The organism is Aminobacter aganoensis (assembly GCF_014206975.1).
Lineage (GTDB): Bacteria > Pseudomonadota > Alphaproteobacteria > Rhizobiales > Rhizobiaceae > Aminobacter > Aminobacter aganoensis.
Genome location: NZ_JACHOU010000011.1, coordinates 127,841 through 143,386 on the forward strand (window position 1 = coordinate 127,841; position 15,546 = coordinate 143,386).

Sequence of the window (15,546 nt, forward strand, 5' to 3'; positions counted from 1 at the left end):
GGCTGCTTCGCCCTCAAATGAATTCGGCGATCCCGTCATAAAGCAGCTTCAGCGCGACGATTGCCACCGTGGCGTAGGTGAAGGGATAGAAGATTTCCGGCCGCATCCGCCTGACGAGCCAGGCGCCGGCAAGCGTCGCCAGCGGGGCAATCGGCATGAGGACCAGCGACGCGGTGAGGTTGGCGGTATCGAATTGTCCGAGGGCGAAATAGGGGACCAGCTTGATGGCGTTGGTCACCGCGAAGAAGATGACGCTGGTGCCGGTCAGCACCTTGGGGTCCATCCGCAGCGGCAGCGTGTAGACCTGGAAGGGTGGACCGCCGACATGGGCGACGAAGCTGGTGAAGCCGGCGATCAATCCCCAGAAGGCGCCGGCGATGCCATTCGGCTCGGTCTTGTGGTCGGCGCCGTGGCGCAGGCTGGTGTAGATCCAGCGGGCAACGAAGATGAAGGCGATGGCGCCGACGATGAAGCGTACGTTGTCGGCGGTCACCACCGAAGCCATCAGCCAGCCGATGCCGATGCCGACGATCGATCCCGGCAGCATCTGCCAGAGGATCGTGCGGTCGAAGACGCCGCGCCAGCTCCACAGCGACACGACGTCCATCAGGATGAGGATGGGAAGGAGGATGGCGGCGGCCTGCACCGGCGACATCACCAGTGCCATCAGCGGCACGCCGACGAATCCGACGGCACCGCCGAAGCCGCCCTTGGACAAGCCGACGAGAATCACCGCCGGCACCGCCGCCGCGTAAAACCACGGATCGAGCAGAAGCGAAATCATGGACAGCCGCCTTTCGCGTCCGCAATAGCCGCACGGCAGCGTGTTGGCGAGTGCTGCGCCAATCTTTTCATATGCTTGGGTTCAGCTGCCTGTCCTGTTCAACGGCGGCACTTTGTTCTATGCCCCAATGCAAACATGATCGCCTTGCATAGGCGTCAAGCACCGGATCGATGAACATGAACCCAAACACGCCGCCCAATCGCTGCCGCATCGTGCTGATTGCGCCGCCCTCGGTGCCGCCGCAGGATGTCGAGGCCGCACTTGCCGGTGGCGACGTCGCTTCGCTCATTCTCCCCGCCGAGGGCGCCGATGAGGTGTCGTTCCAGGCCTTCGCCGAAAAGGTTGCCGCAGCGGCACGCGAGGCCGGCGTGGCCGTGGTCGTCGCCGGCGACACCCGCGTCGCCGGCCGCATCCATGCCGATGGCATCCATGTCGAGGGCAAGAAGGCGGATCTCGCCGAGGCCGTCGAGCATTACCAGGAGCGCATGATGGTCGGCGTCGGCGGCGCCAAGACGCGCGACGACGCGCTCGAACTGGGCGAGGAGCGTCCCGACTACATCTTCTTCGGGCGGTTCGGCTACGACAACAAGCCCGACCCGCATTCGCGCAATCTCTCGCTTGGCCAGTGGTGGGCCGAGATGATCGAGATCCCGTGCATCGTCATGGCCGGTTCGGACCTCGCCTCCGTCGGGGTGGTGGCTGCGACGGGCGTGGAATTCGTCGCGCTGTCGTCGGCGGTGTTCGGCGAAGGCATCGATCCGCGCGAGGCGGTGGCTCGCGCCAATGCGCTGCTCGACGAGACGGCGCCGCATTTCGAGGGTTGACGATGGACCGTTCGCGCTTCCTTGCCGCACTTCTGTGCCTGGGTTTCGGGCTCGAGCCCGCGATTGCCGTCGAAAGCGCGCCGGTCACACCGTCCGACCAGGGTGCGGTTCCTTCGCTTGGCAAACCTGTCGACATCGTCGACCCCAGTCGCTTCGGACCCGCGCCGACGCCGGAGGCGATCCCTGCCTTGCAGCCGGCTCCCGCTGCTCCCGGTGTGCCGGATCTCGGCGCCAATCCGGCGACCAGGGCGCCCGACGGCATCGATCCCAACCGTTTCGGCGGCAAGCACTCGGACGAGGCCTATGGCGCCTTCCAGCGCGGGCTCTACAAGACGGCCTACAATCTGGCGCTGCCGCGGGCCGAAGCGGGTGACTCCGCTGCCCAGACGCTGATCGCCGAGATCCTGTCGCGCGGCCTGGGCGTGGCGCGCAACGATTCCGAGGCGGCCAAATGGTACGAGCGCGCCGCCGAGCAGGGCGTTCCCGAAGCCCAGTTCCAGTATGCGCTGCTGCTGCTCGACGGAAAATACGTCACCCGCGACGACAAGGCTGCCAACGCGCTGATGCAGGCGGCGGCCGAGGCCGGCAACCGGCTCGCCCAGTTCAACTATGCCCAGATGCTGGTGCAGCGCGAGCCCGGCGGCCGGGGCCTGGAGAAGGCCGTGCCCTATTACGAACGGGCCGCGGCGACCGGACTTGCCGACGCGCAATATGCGATGGCCCAGGTGCTTGCCAACGGCGTCGGCGGCAAGCTGCGCGACGACAAGCAGGCGCGCATGATGCTCGTGCGCGCGGCGCGCCAGAACTATGACACCGCCCAGTTCGATCTTGGCCTGTGGATGGCCGACGGTCGCGGCGGCGACCGCGACCTGAAGTCGGCCTTCGGCTGGATGAAGCTCGCCGCCGACAGCGGCAATGTCGCGGCGCAGAACCGGCTTGCCAAGTTCTACATGGGCGGCATCGGCATCGATCCCGATCCGATCCTCGCCGGGGCGTGGTACATCAATGCCCGCCGCGCCGGTCTCAACGATCCCGAGATGGACGACTTCCTGCGCGGCCTGACCGACGTCGAGATGAAACAGGCGCTGGAGCGCGCCAACCGCATCCGCTGAGATCAGCGATAATCGCGACTTCTCTTGCCTAAAAAGCCATTTTGTGGTCTTGGAGGCGCCGATAGCGCCCCTTCCGGCGCAAACCTCTCTTCCGGAATCCAATCATGGCCAAGATCAACGGCAACGAAATCCGTCCCGGCAACGTCATCGAGCATGACGGCGGCCTCTGGGTGGCGGTCAGGACCAATCACGTCAAGCCCGGCAAGGGCGGCGCCTACAACCAGGTCGAGCTGAAGAACCTCATCAACGGCACCAAGCTCAACGAACGCTTCCGCTCGGCCGAGACGGTCGAAAAGGTCCGCCTCGAGCAGAAGGACTTCTCGTTCCTGTACGAACAGGGCGACGCGCTGGTGTTCATGGACACCGCAAGCTACGAGCAGCTCGAACTGCTCAAGGATTTCGTCGGCGACCGTGCCGCCTTCCTGCAGGATGGCATGATGGTCACGGTCGAGCTCTATGACGAGCGCCCGATCGGCATCGCGCTGCCCGACCAGGTGACGCTGACGATCACCGAGGCCGACCCGGTGGTGAAGGGTCAGACGGCCGCTTCGTCCTACAAGCCGGCCGTGCTCGAAAACGGCGTCCGCGTTCTGGTGCCGCCCTTCATCTCGTCGGGCGAGCGCATCATCGTCGATACCAACGAGATCACCTACGTCCGCCGCGCGGATTGAGCACGGCAACGGAGAGTTCCAGATCATGGCGCGTTCAGCGATCCTAAATGTCATGGTGCAGGCCGCCATGAAGGCCGGCCGCTCGCTGGCTCGCGACTTCGGCGAAGTGCAGAACCTGCAGGTCTCGCTCAAGGGCCCGGGCGACTATGTCAGCCAGGCCGACCGCAAGGCCGAAGACATCCTGTTTGCCGAGCTGTCGAAGGCCCGTGCGGGCTACGGCTTCCTGATGGAAGAGCGTGGCGTCGTCGCCGGCGAGGACGACCAGCACCGCTGGATCGTCGATCCGCTCGACGGCACCACCAACTTCCTGCACGGCATTCCGGTGTTTTCGATTTCGATCGCGCTGGAACGCCAGGGCCAGATCGTCGCCGCGGTGGTCTACAACCCGGCGATGGACGAGCTCTACACCGCCGAACGCGGTGGCGGTGCCTTCCTCAATGACCGCCGCCTGCGCGTCTCGGGCCGGACTAAGCTTTCGGATGCGGTCATCGGCTGCGGCGTGCCGCATCTCGGCCGCGGCCACCACGGCAACTTCCTGCTCGAACTGCGCAACGTCATGGGCGAAGTCGCGGGCATCCGCCGGCTCGGCTCGGCGGCGCTCGACCTGGCCTATGTCGCTGCCGGCCGCATGGACGGCTTCTGGGAGACGGCGCTGTCGCCCTGGGACGTCGCAGCCGGCATCCTCCTGGTGCGTGAGGCCGGTGGCTTCGTCTCCGACGACAAGGGTGGCCAGGACATGCTCGATGGCGGCTCGATCGTCGTCGGCAACGAGACCATCCACCGCGCGCTTCTCAAGACCCTGAAGAAGCCGGTCACGCCGCGCTGATCCGCCGCGCGGCGCGCTGCTTGCGCTTCGTGCCTGCGCCTGCCCATATTAGGGAGGGCGCAGGGACGAACGATGACGGACAATCTCCGCAAGCCTGAGACAGCTGTGCCCTTCATCGGGCGCTACAGCCATTCGCGTGCCGAACTCATCGCCGACGGCGTGGTCCACGCGATCGGCATCCTGCTCGCCGTCGGCGCCGGTTCGGTGCTGCTTTCGATCTCCGCATTCTACACTGCCACCGGCGAGTACCTCGCCGCCGTGGTTTTCGTCGTGGCGCTGCTGACCGTGCTTTCGGTGTCGTGCGCCTACAATCTGTGGCCGATCTCGCCGGCCAAGTGGGTGCTGCGCCGCTTTGACCATGCCGGCATCTATCTGCTGATCGCCGCCACCTACACGCCGTTCCTCGTCCAGCTCGACGATCATGTCACGGCCGGCTGGATGGCGGGCATCGTCTGGTCGGCGGCCATCGCCGGCATGGCGATCAAGCTGTTCCTGCCCGGCAGGCTCGACCGGCTGGCGATCGCCTTCTACCTCGCCATGGGCTGGAGCGGCGTCGTCATCCTGCGGCCGCTGGTGGCAACGCTGCCTTCGGCGACGCTGTGGCTGCTGTTTGCCGGCGGCATGGTCTATTCCTGCGGCGTGATCTTCTATGCCTGGCAGCGGCTGCGTTTCCAGAGCGCGCTCTGGCATGGCTTCGTCATCACCGGGGCGGGCCTGCATGTCGCGGCGATGATCGACCTTCTGGTGGTCGCGCGGCTGTGATCGCGGGACGATGCGCGCCACGAAGCGCAAGCGTCTTTCATTTTCGTCACATTTCCGCTTACAGTCGTGGTCCACTAACGCGTCGGTGCAACTTCACGAAAGCACCATGCGTGGATTGAAAGCGGCGAAGCGTCCTTTGCGTGTCCGGATGGATGTGCGACGCCTTGGTCGCGCGGAACTGGAACCGGGGCGCCGATGTCATTCTTGAAATCTCTCGGAGTAGGCAAGGGCTCCGATGTGCTCAACTACGATCCGCATCGCCTGTCCAGTCCGCAGGTGTTCCTGCTGACGATGATCATCTTCCTGGCGATCGTCGCCTTCATCGCGGCGATCCTGACACGGCAGATTTCCAACGCCTTCGTCACCAATCCCGGGCTCAACGGGCTGATCATCGGCGTGCTCGTCGTCGGCATCGGCCTCGCCTTCGTCCAGGTCGGACGCCTGTTCCGCGAAGTGCGCTGGATCAATTCCTTCCGGGCCGGCTCGGAAGTCACCGAACCGGTGCTTTTGGCGCCGATGAAGGCGATGCTCGGCCGGTCGTCGTCGATGGCGTTCTCGACCAGTTCGATGCGGACGATGCTCGATTCGATCGCCACCCGCCTCGACGAAAGCCGCGACGTCTCGCGCTATCTCGTTGGCCTGCTCGTCTTCCTCGGCCTGCTCGGCACGTTCTGGGGCCTTCTCGAAACCATCGGTTCGATCGGCGACACCATCCAGTCGCTCGATCCCGGCACGGGCGATGCGGCCGCTGTGCTGGAAGCGCTGAAGGCGGGGCTCGCAGCGCCGCTGCAAGGCATGGGCACGGCGTTCTCGTCGTCGCTGTTCGGCCTGTCCGGCTCGCTGGTGCTGGGGTTCCTCGACCTTCAGGCCGGCCGCGCCCAGACGCGTTTCTATACCGAACTGGAAAACTGGCTGTCGACCGTCACCGACCTGTCCTCCGACATCGTCGTCGCCGACGCCAAGAACGGCTCCACGGACGAGATCAGGGCGCTCAGCGAGCGCCTGCGCAACATGCAGGAGCAAGGTGGGTCGAACCCGCGCATCGCCGCCGCCATGGCCAGCCTCGCCGACGGCATCTCCGGCCTGGTCAAGAACATGCGCAGCGAACAGCAGATCATGCGCGACTGGGTCGAGGCCCAGTCCGACGAGCAGAAGGCGATGCGCAGCACGCTCGAAAAGATCGCCGACGCCCTCAAGAAAGAGGGAGTCCACTAAGTGGCTCTGGCGCGTGGGCGGCGGGGCGACCGCCGCATCGACTATTGGCCGGGTTTCGTCGACGCGCTGTCGACGCTGCTTCTGGCGATCATGTTCCTGCTCTCGGTTTTCGTGCTGGCGCAGTTCCTGCTCAGCCGCGAGATCTCCGGCAAGGACGAGGTGCTGACCCGGCTCAACTCGCAGATCAACGAGCTGACGCAGCTGCTGGCGCTGGAAAAGTCCAACTCGCAGGACGTTGAGGACACGCTGGCCGATCTCCAGGCGTCGCTGTCGGCCGCCGAGAGCGAAAAGAGCCGGCTCGAACAGCTGTTGTCCCAGGGATCAGGCGCCGGCGCCGAGGCTACGGCGCGGATCGGTTCGCTGACCGGCGAGCTCGACAGCGAGCGCCAGATCAGCCAGCGCGCACTCAGCCAGGTAGAACTGCTCAACCAGCAGATCGCCGCCCTGCGGCGCCAGATCGGCGCGCTCGAGGAAGCGCTCAACGCTTCGGAAACCCGGGACAAGGAATCCAACACCAAGATCGCCGATCTCGGCCGTCGCCTGAACGTGGCGCTGGCCCAGCGCGTGCAGGAACTCAACCGCTACCGCTCCGACTTCTTCGGCCGCCTGCGCGAGATCCTGTCCGACCGCGAAAACATCCGCATCGTCGGCGACCGTTTCGTGTTCCAGTCGGAAGTGCTGTTTCCGACGGGGTCCGAGCAGATCAACGATGCGGGCCGGGGCGAGATGAAGAAGCTCGCCGATGCCATCCTCGAGCTGCAGAAGGAAATCCCGCCGGAGATCAACTGGGTGCTGCGCGTCGACGGCCACACCGACAACATCCCGCTGTCCGGCACCGGGCGCTACCGTGACAACTGGGAGCTTTCCTCGGCGCGCTCGACGTCGGTGGTGAAGTTCCTGATCGAGAATGGCGTGCCGGCCAATCGTCTCGTCGCGGCCGGCTTCGGCGAGTTCCAGCCGCTGGACGAAAGCGGCACCGACGAAGCGCGCTCCAGGAATCGACGCATCGAGCTCAAGCTCACCGAGCGGTAAGTCCGCAGGCGGGCTCGGTCTCAAAATTTCGTGTGCGAAAAGCCTGCCTCATCCGGGGCGGCGGTGCGGCATTGGCCGCGCGATTGTGGCGGGCCAAGATTATCTTTTCTTAATTGGGCTTCCCGGCGGCGCGAACCTAGACTCCAGCCGCAGTCCGGGAACCGCCGGCGATGACGTCCAGTCGCGACACGACGGAACTTGACGGGCTGCGATCGACGGGACGCCGCGCGCTAGCGGGTCCCGCAAGTTCGGGAGACGCAATCATGCGCTCTTTGACCCTCAAGGCGGCGCTTGCCGCATTCCTCGTCTCGGCTCCTTTCGCTTCGGCCCTGGCAGCGCCGATGCATGAGCCGCATTTCCGTTCGTCGGACCATGACGACAGCGACGCACCTGCGCCCACGACCTATGCCATCGGCGGACAGCTCAGCGCCGTACTCAACGATCTGCGCGACGCCGACGCACGCATCGCATCCGATCGCCAGCTGAAGCTGATCACGCCGGCACAGGCCCGCGGTCTGGCAGCGCAGGCGGCGGCGATTCGCAAGGAAGCGGTCGCAGGTTCTAAGCATGACGGCGGCATGATCCCGGCGGGCGAATACCACCAGCTGATGGCGCGGATCTCCGGCCTGGACGATCAGGTCGGCCAGGACGCCTTCCGCGGCTGATCCTGCTGTTGTTCTTGTCGGGCGTCCCCGGTCGGGGGCGCCTGGCTTTGCGTCCGGCTACCAGCCGATCCACAGCGCGGCGAGCGCCAGTGCTGCCGGCACGGCCTGGATGTAGAGGATCTTGCGGCTGACGGTCGCCGCGCCGTAAAGGCCGGCGACGACGACGCAGAGCAGGAAGAACATTTTCACCTGGAAGCCTGCCGTGCCCAGCCACAGGCCCCAGATCAGGCCGGCGACAAGGAAGCCGTTGTAGAGCCCCTGGTTGGCGGCCAGCACCTTCGAGGCGGTGGCAAAATCGGGCTTCAGGCCGAACGCCTTGTGGCCGCGCGGCGTGTCCCACAGCACCATTTCCAGATAGACGATGTAGAGGTGGATCAGCGCCACCAGCCCGACCAGGATGTTCGCAAGCATGACCGTCCCCTTCGATTCCGGACGACTTGAGCATGCCGGCTGCCGCACCGGCAAGTGGTGGAGCAACTGAACAGCCTTGCGAACAGGCGCGGTTTGGTATCCTCTCGCCGCGATTTTGAGACAGGGGAAAAGCAATGTCCTTCGCAAGACTCGATGCACTCGGCCGCAAGCTCGAAGCGCTGGAGCACGCGCTCGCCATTCTCGGTGCCGACGAGGCAACCCACATGGCGGTGGGCGGCGGTGCCAAGCGCGCCGAGGCGCTGTCGGCGCTCGCCGGCATGCATCACCGCCAGGCGACCGCACCCGAGATCGCCGACTGGATCGCTGCTGCCGAGGCGGAAACGCTCAATGACGAGCAGGCTGCGGCGCTGCGGGAATTCAGCCGCCAGTACACCAACATGACCTGCCTGCCGTCGGAGTTCGTCGAACGCCAGACCTCGGCGCGGCTGCGCTGCGAGCAACTGTGGCGCGACCTGCGCGCCAAGAACGACTGGGCCGGTTTCCAGCCGGCGCTGGAAGGCATCGTCACGCTGGTGCGCGAGGAGGCCGCGCTGCGCTCGGAAGCGCTCGGACTCGCGCCCTACGATGCGCTGATGGAGCAGTACGATCCCGGCAACCGCACATCCGACATCACGCCGGTGTTCACCGACCTCAAGGCCTTTCTCCGGGATTTCGTGCCGGAAGCACTGGCAGTGCAGCAAGAGCGCCGCGCCAAAAACCCGCCGCGCGCTCTGTCAGGCGTCTATGCCGTCGAGCGCCAGCGCGAGCTTGGCCTTGCGATGATGGGCGCCGTCGGCTTCGACCTCACCCGCGGCAGCCTGTCGGTGTCGCACCACCCGTTCTGCGGCGGCGTGCCGTCGGACGTGCGCATCACCACGCGCTACAAGACCTCCGACTTCCTGTCGGCGCTGATGGGCGTGCTGCACGAGACCGGCCATGCGCTCTACGAGCAGAACCTGCCGGAGGCATGGGCGCACTGGCCGCTCGGCAAGGCGCGCGGCATGGCCGTGCACGAGAGCCAGAGCCTGTTCGTCGAAAAGCAGCTCGGCCGCAATCCTGCCTTCTGGCATTGGGCGTTGCCGCTGGTCGAACAGCATCTCGGCGAGCGCTGGACGATCGGCGAGATCCTGCCGCACGTCCATCATGTCGAGCGCGGCCTGATCCGCGTCGACGCCGACGAGGTCACCTATCCGCTGCACGTCATCCTGCGCTACGAACTGGAGCAGGAGCTCGTCTCGGGCCGCCTTGCGGTGTCGGACCTGCCCGAGGCATGGGACGCCAAGATGCGCGACTATCTCGGCCTCTCGACCATAGACAATCCCGCCGACGGGCCGATGCAGGACGTGCACTGGCCGGGTGGCGCCTTCGGCTATTTCCCGTCCTACACGCTGGGTGCGATGATGGCGGCGCAGCAATGGGCAGCCATCGTCAAGGCGCATCCCGCCGTCGACGAAGAGATCGCGCGCGGCCATTTCGACACGGTCAACGATTGGCGCCGCGACAAGATCTGGTCGCAGGCCTCGCTTTGGTCGACGCCGGAACTGCTCGAACGCGCCACGGGCGAGCGATTGAACGCGGCGTATTTCACCAGCCACCTCAAGAAGCGCTACGGCGCATAGCTGATGACTTCTCTCCGCAAGTCCGGGGAGAAACATCGCCAACCGCCAGGACACAGCATCGCAAGACTTGGTTTCCTCGCCCCCACATAGTGGGGGAGAGGTGGCCGCGAAGCGGCCGGAGAGGGGGCTTCCAACTGCCCAACGGTACCAGACTATCGCGACTTTCCGCTTGATCTTGCCGGCCTTTGCCCGAAACTCCGCGCAACACCAAAAGACCTTGGGAGGGGCAGGTGGCGGATCTTGCGGATGCGATCGTGATCGGCGGCGGGCTCGCCGGCCTCGTCGCCGCGGCCGAACTCGCCGATGCCGGCAAGCGCGTCGCCATCCTCGAGCAGGAGGGCGAGAACTCGCTCGGCGGCCAGGCATTCTGGTCGCTCGGAGGGCTGTTCTTCGTCGACAGTCCCGAGCAACGCCGCATGCGCATCAGGGACAGCCGCGAGCTTGCGCTTCAGGACTGGCTGGGCTCGGCGCAGTTCGACAGGCCGGAAGACCACTGGCCGCGCAAGGTGGCCGAAGCCTTCATCGATTTTTCCTCCGGCGAGATGCGGCCGTGGCTGCATGCCCAGGGCATGCGCTGGTTTCCCGTCGTCGGCTGGGCCGAACGCGGCGGGGCTCACGCGCACGGCCACGGCAATTCGGTGCCGCGCTTCCACGTCACCTGGGGCACCGGGCCCGGCGTGCTTGTGCCCTTCCTGCGCCGTGTCGGCGAACACGCGGCTGCCGGCCGCATCGCGCTGAAGTTCCGGCACCGGGCGAGTCGCCTCATCAAGACCAATGGAGCCGTCACCGGCGTTGCCGGCGACATGCTCGAACCCTCCACCGTCGAGCGCGGCCAGCAGTCCGGACGCGCGGCGACCGGCGATTTCGAGTTCCACGCCGGCACGGTGATCGTCACCTCGGGCGGCATCGGCGGCGACCATGACCTCGTCCGCAAGGCATGGCCGGTCGAGCGCCTCGGTCCGGCGCCGAAGAAGATGGTGGCGGGCGTGCCGCATCATGTCGACGGCCGCATGATCGCCATCACCGAGGCCGCCGGCGGCACCGTCATCAACCGCGATCGCATGTGGCACTATACCGAGGGTGTGACCAACTGGAATCCGATCTGGCCGAACCATGGCATCCGCATCCTGCCGGGACCGTCGTCGCTGTGGTTCGACGCGGCTGGCGAGCGGCTGGAGGCGCCGTTCCTGCCCGGTTTCGACACGCTGGGCACGCTCCGGCGCATCCTGTCCACCGGCCACGACTATTCCTGGTTCGTACTGACTCAGAAGATCATCAAGAAGGAGTTTGCGCTGTCGGGCTCCGAACAGAACCCCGATCTCACCTCCGGGCGCTGGATCGAGGTGCTGAAGAGCCGCCGCGCCAGGGGCGCGCCGCCGGCGGTCGAAGCCTTCAAGCGGCATGGCGAGGATTTTGTCGTGCGCGACGATCTGCGAGACCTCGTTGCCGGCATGAACGCGCTCGCCGGCAACGACCTCATCGACCACGACCGGCTGCACGCGCAGATCGTGGCGCGCGATCGCGAGATCGACAATCCGTTCTGCAAGGACGCCCAGGTCACCGCCATTCATGGCGCGCGGCGTTATCTCGGCGACCACTTCGTGCGAACGGCCAGGCCGCACAAGATCCTCGACCCTGACAACGGCCCGCTGATCGCCGTGCGGCTCAATGTGCTGACCCGCAAGACGCTGGGCGGGCTGCACACCAATCTTGACGGTCAGGTGCTGGACGCCACCGGCGAACCCATCCCTGGCCTCTATGCGGCGGGCGAGGTGGCAGGCTTCGGCGGCGGCGGCTACCACGGCTACAACGCACTCGAAGGCACCTTCCTCGGCGGCTGCATCTTCTCGGGCCGCAACGCTGGAAGGCACGTCGCGCGAGGCTGACCGCCATGATCAGGTCCGTCCATTGACGGCATGAGCCATTTTCCCGAATGTCCGCCAACACGATCAAGCAACGAGAGTACCCCGATGACCGTCTCGTCCGCCCACAGCTACCGCACCGTTCCGCTGCCCGATTTCGAGGAGAAGCCGCTTGCGGAGATGCGGGCCGGTGCCCGGTCGTTCTACGACGAGATACGTACGCGCCACACCGTGCGCGATTTCTCGACACGGCCGGTGCCGCGCGACATCATCGAGACCTGCATCATGGCCGCAGGCACGGCACCCAACGGCGCCAACCACCAGCCCTGGCACTTCGCTGTCATCGGCGATGCCGACATCAAGCGCCAGATCCGCGAGGCGGCCGAGATCGAGGAGCGGGCCTTCTATGAGGGCCGCGCCGGCGAGGAGTGGTTGAAAGCCCTGGCGCCGCTCGGCACCGATGCCTCCAAGCCGTTCCTGGAGGAGGCGCCATGGCTGATCTGCATTTTCGGCGAGCGCAAGAGCCGTTCGGCCGACGGCGTCACCCGCAAGAACTACTATGTGCCGGAATCAGTCAGCATCGCCACCGGATTCCTGATTGCCGCGCTGCATCGCGCAGGTCTCGCCACGCTCACGCATACGCCCAATCCGATGAGTTTCCTCAACCAGATCTGCGGCCGCGATCCGCACGACAAGCCCTACATCCTGATGGTCGTCGGCTACCCCAAGGAAGGCGCCACGATCCCCGTCCACGCTACCGAGAAGCGGCCCCTGTCGGAGATAGCGACCTTCCTTTGAGGCGCTATTCCACAGCGAATGGATTTAGGATGCGCAGCCGCCCGTCGATGATGCGGCCGTGCTGCATGTCCTCCGACCACAACGTCGCGCAATTGGCGCGAAGCGCTGCCGCGATGACCAGCGCATCGTAGAACGAAAGTCCATGGCGTCCGGCCTGGGCGACGGCTTCGGCATGCGTTTCAACGTCGAGCGGCAGAATGCGCGGGCAAAGCGTGCGGATGATCGTCAAAGCGTCGCCGATCTCGCTCCAGCTCATACCGAGCTTGCGGTGCGCGACATTGGCGAATTCGTTGAGCCCCTGGACGCTGACGAGGCAGCCCTTGGCCAAGAGCTTCTCTGCCGTCGCGCAGCGCGGGTCGGTGGTGAATGCATAGACGAGGATGTTGGTGTCGAGCAGTCCGTCTGGCGCCGCCATTAGCGCAGGTTCGCCTCGTCGCGGTCGAAACTCCAGCCCTTGGGCAGAGGCTTGCGCAGCGCGCGAATGCGTTCGAGCGCACGCTCGAGGCCGCGGTCGCGCTCGATGTCGAAGGCGCGTTCACCCGCGACGCGAATGTCGATCTCGTCGCCCTCCTTGAGATCGAGCGCCTCGACCACCTGGGCCGGCAGGCGGATAGCGAGGCTGTTGCCCCATTTCGAAACCTGCATGACGATCTCCAAGATATACAACTGCAATGTATATCTTGCCGAGCAAGTCGCCAAGGGCGGTGCTTGAACTACTCCGCCGCGCCCTGGAAGGCGCCGGCGCCGGTGTCGAACTGCAGCCTGGCAAGGCGCGCATAGATGCCGCCCTTGGCGACCAGGCTCTGGTGCGTGCCTTCCTCGACGATGCTGCCGCCATCCATGACCAGGATGCGGTCGGCCTTCAGCACCGTCGCCAGCCGGTGGGCGATGACGATGGTGGTGCGGCCCTGCATCAGGTGTTCGAGTGCCGTCTGCACCTGCTTTTCGCTGTCGGCGTCAAGCGCCGAGGTCGCCTCGTCGAGCAGCAGGATCGGGGCGTCGCGCAGGATGGCGCGGGCGATGGCGATGCGCTGGCGCTGGCCGCCCGAGAGGGTCACGCCGCGTTCGCCGACCTGCGTTTCGTAGCCGTCCTGCAGCTTTTCAATGAAGCCGTCGGCAAGGGCCGCCTTGGCCGCGGCTTCGATCTCCGTCCGCGATGCCCCCGGCCGGCCGAAGCCGATGTTTTCGGCCGCCGTGCTGGCGAACACGGTCACGTCCTGCGGCACGATGGCGATGCGCGCGCGCACCGCCTCGGGGTCGGCCTTCTGGAGGTCGACGCCGTCGATCAGCACCGAGCCGTCTTCCGGGTCGTAGAAACGCAGCAGCAGCGAAAACACCGTGCTCTTGCCGGCGCCCGATGGCCCGACGATGGCGACCGTTTCGCCCGGCCTGACGGTAAAGCTTAGGCCATGGACGGCGGCGCGATCGGGCCTGACCGGGTAGGAGAAGGTCACGTCGCGGAACTCGATGGCGCCGGTGCTCTTTGCGGGCAGGGCGACAGGCGAGGCCGGCGCGGCGACGGTCGGGGTCTCCGCGAGGATTTCGGTGATGCGCTCGGCGGCACCCGCGGCCGAGCTCAACTCGCCCCACACTTCCGACAGGCTGCCCAGCGCGCCGGCGGCGAAGACCGAGTAGAGCAGGAACTGGCCGAGCGTGCCCGCCGACAGCGTGCCCTCGAGCACGTCGCGCGAGCCGAACCACAACACTGCCACGACCGAGGCGAAGATGGTGAAGATGGCAAAGAAGGTCAGCACCGCGCGCGCCAGCACCGAGGCGCGGGCTGCGGTGAAGGCGGTCTCGACCGCGGCGGCGAACTTTCCGGTGACGAGGCGTTCGTTGGTGAAGGCCTGCAGCGTGCGGATCGCGCCGATCTGCTCGCTGGCAAAGGCGGTGGCGTCGGCCAGCGTGTCCTGCGCGGTGCGCGACTTGCGGCGCACGGAGCGGCCGAAGGCGACGAGCGGCAGCACGATCAGCGGGATGGCGGCGATCACCAGGCCCGAAAGCTTCGGGCTGGTCACCACCATCATGGCGAGTGCGCCCAAGAAGAGGATCAGGTTGCGCAACGCAACCGAGGCGGTGGCGCCGACGGCAGCCTTGATCTGGGTGGTGTCGGCGGTGAGCCGCGACACGATCTCGCCCGACATCGCCGTGTCGAAGAAGGCGGGCGACAGGTGGGTGACGTGGGTGAAGACGTCGCGCCGGATGTCGGAGACGACGCGCTCGCCGAGCGTGATGACGAAATAGTAGCGGCAGGCCGAGGCGAGGGCGAGCAGGGCGGCGATGGCCACCAGCATGCCGAAATACTGGGCGATGAAGGTCGTGTCGGTCGACGAGAAGCCGTGGTCGATCATGCGGCGCACGGCGAGCGGCAGGGTCAGCGTGGTGACGGCGGCCGCAACCAGCGAAATGATGGCGCCGACGACGAGCCTGGGATAGCGGTAGAGATAGGGCGAAAGCCGGCTCAGCGGGCGGAGCGAACGCCGGCGCTCTTCGTTGGCGGCCGTTGTCGTGTTCGCCATGATATTTCCCTCTGGGCGGCGGCCCATTTGCCGGCTGCGCGGCCTTGTGATTCGAAATCGGCTGATGTATAGGCACGCCGACCGTTTCTGAAGCCGTGGCCTATCTAGCCGTGGCTTCGAATTTTCGAAAGAGGCGCATCGCCGCAGGATACCTGCGCAAGCCGCGCCGCGACAGCAGGAACAGAGCGATGAAAGCCGATATCCATCCCGACTACCACGCCATCAAGATCGTCATGACCGATGGCACCGAATACATGACCCGCTCCACCTGGGGCAAGGAAGGCGATACGATGAACCTCGATATCGACCCGACCACGCACCCGGCCTGGACCGGCGGCCAGCAGACCCTGCTCGACCGCGGCGGCCGTCTGTCGAAGTTCAAGAAGCGCTACGAAGGCCTCGGCATCTAAGCCGACCCTGCGTCACGGAATACGAAAAACCCGCCC

Annotated in this window: 17 protein-coding genes; 12 read left to right on the forward strand and 5 right to left on the reverse strand. The window is 66.1% G+C overall.

Annotation, left to right across the window (positions count from 1 at the left end; translation table 11 throughout):
- Positions 1-13: 13 nt before the first annotated feature.
- Entirely contained in the window at positions 14-784 is a 771-nt protein-coding gene (locus GGR00_RS19340) for a sulfite exporter TauE/SafE family protein (RefSeq protein WP_055974516.1), read from the reverse strand.
- 176 nt (positions 785-960) lie between these two features.
- Between GGR00_RS19340 and GGR00_RS19345 the strand changes: the two genes are divergently transcribed.
- From GGR00_RS19345 to GGR00_RS19380, 8 genes are all read left to right on the forward strand, one after another.
- Positions 961-1,608, forward strand: coding sequence for a thiamine phosphate synthase (locus GGR00_RS19345; protein ID WP_055975430.1), 648 nt, complete (start codon positions 961-963; stop codon positions 1,606-1,608).
- A 2-nt stretch (positions 1,609-1,610) separates the two neighbouring features.
- A complete protein-coding gene (locus GGR00_RS19350) occupies positions 1,611-2,720 on the forward strand; it encodes a tetratricopeptide repeat protein (RefSeq protein WP_055974513.1) in 1,110 nt (369 codons plus the stop codon).
- Positions 2,721-2,824: 104 nt separating this feature from the next.
- Complete coding sequence (efp, locus tag GGR00_RS19355) at positions 2,825-3,391, forward strand: elongation factor P (protein ID WP_018429990.1); 567 nt, start codon at positions 2,825-2,827, stop codon at positions 3,389-3,391.
- 25 nt (positions 3,392-3,416) lie between these two features.
- Positions 3,417-4,217: an inositol monophosphatase family protein gene (locus GGR00_RS19360; protein WP_055974506.1), complete on the forward strand. Its 801-nt coding sequence runs from the start codon at positions 3,417-3,419 to the stop codon at positions 4,215-4,217.
- A 72-nt stretch (positions 4,218-4,289) separates the two neighbouring features.
- Positions 4,290-4,979 carry a PAQR family membrane homeostasis protein TrhA gene (gene trhA, locus GGR00_RS19365; RefSeq protein ID WP_055974504.1) on the forward strand — a complete coding sequence of 230 codons (690 nt, stop codon included), beginning with the start codon at positions 4,290-4,292 and terminating at the stop codon, positions 4,977-4,979.
- 195 nt (positions 4,980-5,174) lie between these two features.
- On the forward strand, positions 5,175-6,194 hold the full coding sequence (locus tag GGR00_RS19370; RefSeq protein ID WP_055974501.1) for a MotA/TolQ/ExbB proton channel family protein: 1,020 nt from the start codon (positions 5,175-5,177) through the stop codon (positions 6,192-6,194).
- The gene (locus GGR00_RS19375) at positions 6,195-7,226 is read left to right on the forward strand and encodes a peptidoglycan -binding protein (protein ID WP_184700437.1); all 1,032 of its coding nucleotides are present in this window, start codon (positions 6,195-6,197) and stop codon (positions 7,224-7,226) included.
- 263 nt (positions 7,227-7,489) lie between these two features.
- Positions 7,490-7,891: a hypothetical protein gene (locus GGR00_RS19380; protein WP_055974495.1), complete on the forward strand. Its 402-nt coding sequence runs from the start codon at positions 7,490-7,492 to the stop codon at positions 7,889-7,891.
- A 57-nt stretch (positions 7,892-7,948) separates the two neighbouring features.
- On the opposite strand, the gene GGR00_RS19385 is transcribed toward GGR00_RS19380, so the two are convergent.
- Complete coding sequence (locus GGR00_RS19385; protein ID WP_184700439.1) at positions 7,949-8,302, reverse strand: DUF1304 domain-containing protein; 354 nt, start codon at positions 8,300-8,302, stop codon at positions 7,949-7,951.
- A 134-nt stretch (positions 8,303-8,436) separates the two neighbouring features.
- Here GGR00_RS19385 and GGR00_RS19390 point away from each other — a divergent pair, with 134 nt between their 5' ends.
- From GGR00_RS19390 to GGR00_RS19400, 3 genes are all read left to right on the forward strand, one after another.
- Positions 8,437-9,921, forward strand: a complete 1,485-nt coding sequence (locus tag GGR00_RS19390; RefSeq protein WP_184700441.1) for a carboxypeptidase M32 — start codon at positions 8,437-8,439, stop codon at positions 9,919-9,921.
- A 230-nt stretch (positions 9,922-10,151) separates the two neighbouring features.
- Positions 10,152-11,807: an FAD-binding dehydrogenase gene (locus GGR00_RS19395; RefSeq protein ID WP_184700442.1), complete on the forward strand. Its 1,656-nt coding sequence runs from the start codon at positions 10,152-10,154 to the stop codon at positions 11,805-11,807.
- A gap of 84 nt (positions 11,808-11,891) precedes the next feature.
- A complete protein-coding gene (locus tag GGR00_RS19400; RefSeq protein WP_184700444.1) occupies positions 11,892-12,581 on the forward strand; it encodes a nitroreductase family protein in 690 nt (229 codons plus the stop codon).
- A 4-nt stretch (positions 12,582-12,585) separates the two neighbouring features.
- Here the strand turns inward: GGR00_RS19400 and GGR00_RS19405 are convergent, their stop codons facing one another.
- The 3 genes from GGR00_RS19405 to GGR00_RS19415 form a co-directional block, all read right to left on the reverse strand.
- The gene (locus GGR00_RS19405; protein WP_184700445.1) at positions 12,586-12,996 is read right to left on the reverse strand and encodes a PIN domain-containing protein; all 411 of its coding nucleotides are present in this window, start codon (positions 12,994-12,996) and stop codon (positions 12,586-12,588) included.
- On the reverse strand, positions 12,996-13,226 hold the full coding sequence (locus GGR00_RS19410) for an AbrB/MazE/SpoVT family DNA-binding domain-containing protein (protein WP_184700447.1): 231 nt from the start codon (positions 13,224-13,226) through the stop codon (positions 12,996-12,998). The genes GGR00_RS19405 and GGR00_RS19410 overlap by 1 nt, the downstream gene beginning before the upstream one ends.
- 68 nt (positions 13,227-13,294) lie before the next feature.
- Complete coding sequence (locus tag GGR00_RS19415) at positions 13,295-15,100, reverse strand: ABC transporter transmembrane domain-containing protein (RefSeq protein WP_184700448.1); 1,806 nt, start codon at positions 15,098-15,100, stop codon at positions 13,295-13,297.
- A 188-nt stretch (positions 15,101-15,288) separates the two neighbouring features.
- Between GGR00_RS19415 and rpmE the strand changes: the two genes are divergently transcribed.
- Complete coding sequence (gene rpmE / locus GGR00_RS19420) at positions 15,289-15,510, forward strand: 50S ribosomal protein L31 (RefSeq protein ID WP_055975420.1); 222 nt, start codon at positions 15,289-15,291, stop codon at positions 15,508-15,510.
- Positions 15,511-15,546 lie beyond the last annotated feature (36 nt).

Excerpts from the sequence above, each read along its gene's own strand:
- GGR00_RS19385 (WP_184700439.1), bottom strand. The coding sequence starts at position 8,302 with ATGCTTGCGAACATCCTGGTCGGGCTGGTGGCGCTGATCCACCTCTAC.
- GGR00_RS19350 (WP_055974513.1), top strand. The coding sequence starts at position 1,611 with ATGGACCGTTCGCGCTTCCTTGCCGCACTTCTGTGCCTGGGTTTCGGG.
- rpmE (WP_055975420.1), top strand. The coding sequence starts at position 15,289 with ATGAAAGCCGATATCCATCCCGACTACCACGCCATCAAGATCGTCATG.
- GGR00_RS19390 (WP_184700441.1), top strand. The coding sequence starts at position 8,437 with ATGTCCTTCGCAAGACTCGATGCACTCGGCCGCAAGCTCGAAGCGCTG.
- GGR00_RS19405 (WP_184700445.1), bottom strand. The coding sequence starts at position 12,996 with ATGGCGGCGCCAGACGGACTGCTCGACACCAACATCCTCGTCTATGCA.
- GGR00_RS19380 (WP_055974495.1), top strand. The coding sequence starts at position 7,490 with ATGCGCTCTTTGACCCTCAAGGCGGCGCTTGCCGCATTCCTCGTCTCG.
- GGR00_RS19360 (WP_055974506.1), top strand. The coding sequence starts at position 3,417 with ATGGCGCGTTCAGCGATCCTAAATGTCATGGTGCAGGCCGCCATGAAG.
- GGR00_RS19340 (WP_055974516.1), bottom strand. The coding sequence starts at position 784 with ATGATTTCGCTTCTGCTCGATCCGTGGTTTTACGCGGCGGCGGTGCCG.
- trhA (WP_055974504.1), top strand. The coding sequence starts at position 4,290 with ATGACGGACAATCTCCGCAAGCCTGAGACAGCTGTGCCCTTCATCGGG.
- efp (WP_018429990.1), top strand. The coding sequence starts at position 2,825 with ATGGCCAAGATCAACGGCAACGAAATCCGTCCCGGCAACGTCATCGAG.
- GGR00_RS19415 (WP_184700448.1), bottom strand. The coding sequence starts at position 15,100 with ATGGCGAACACGACAACGGCCGCCAACGAAGAGCGCCGGCGTTCGCTC.
- GGR00_RS19345 (WP_055975430.1), top strand. The coding sequence starts at position 961 with ATGAACCCAAACACGCCGCCCAATCGCTGCCGCATCGTGCTGATTGCG.
- GGR00_RS19400 (WP_184700444.1), top strand. The coding sequence starts at position 11,892 with ATGACCGTCTCGTCCGCCCACAGCTACCGCACCGTTCCGCTGCCCGAT.
- GGR00_RS19410 (WP_184700447.1), bottom strand. The coding sequence starts at position 13,226 with ATGCAGGTTTCGAAATGGGGCAACAGCCTCGCTATCCGCCTGCCGGCC.
- GGR00_RS19370 (WP_055974501.1), top strand. The coding sequence starts at position 5,175 with ATGTCATTCTTGAAATCTCTCGGAGTAGGCAAGGGCTCCGATGTGCTC.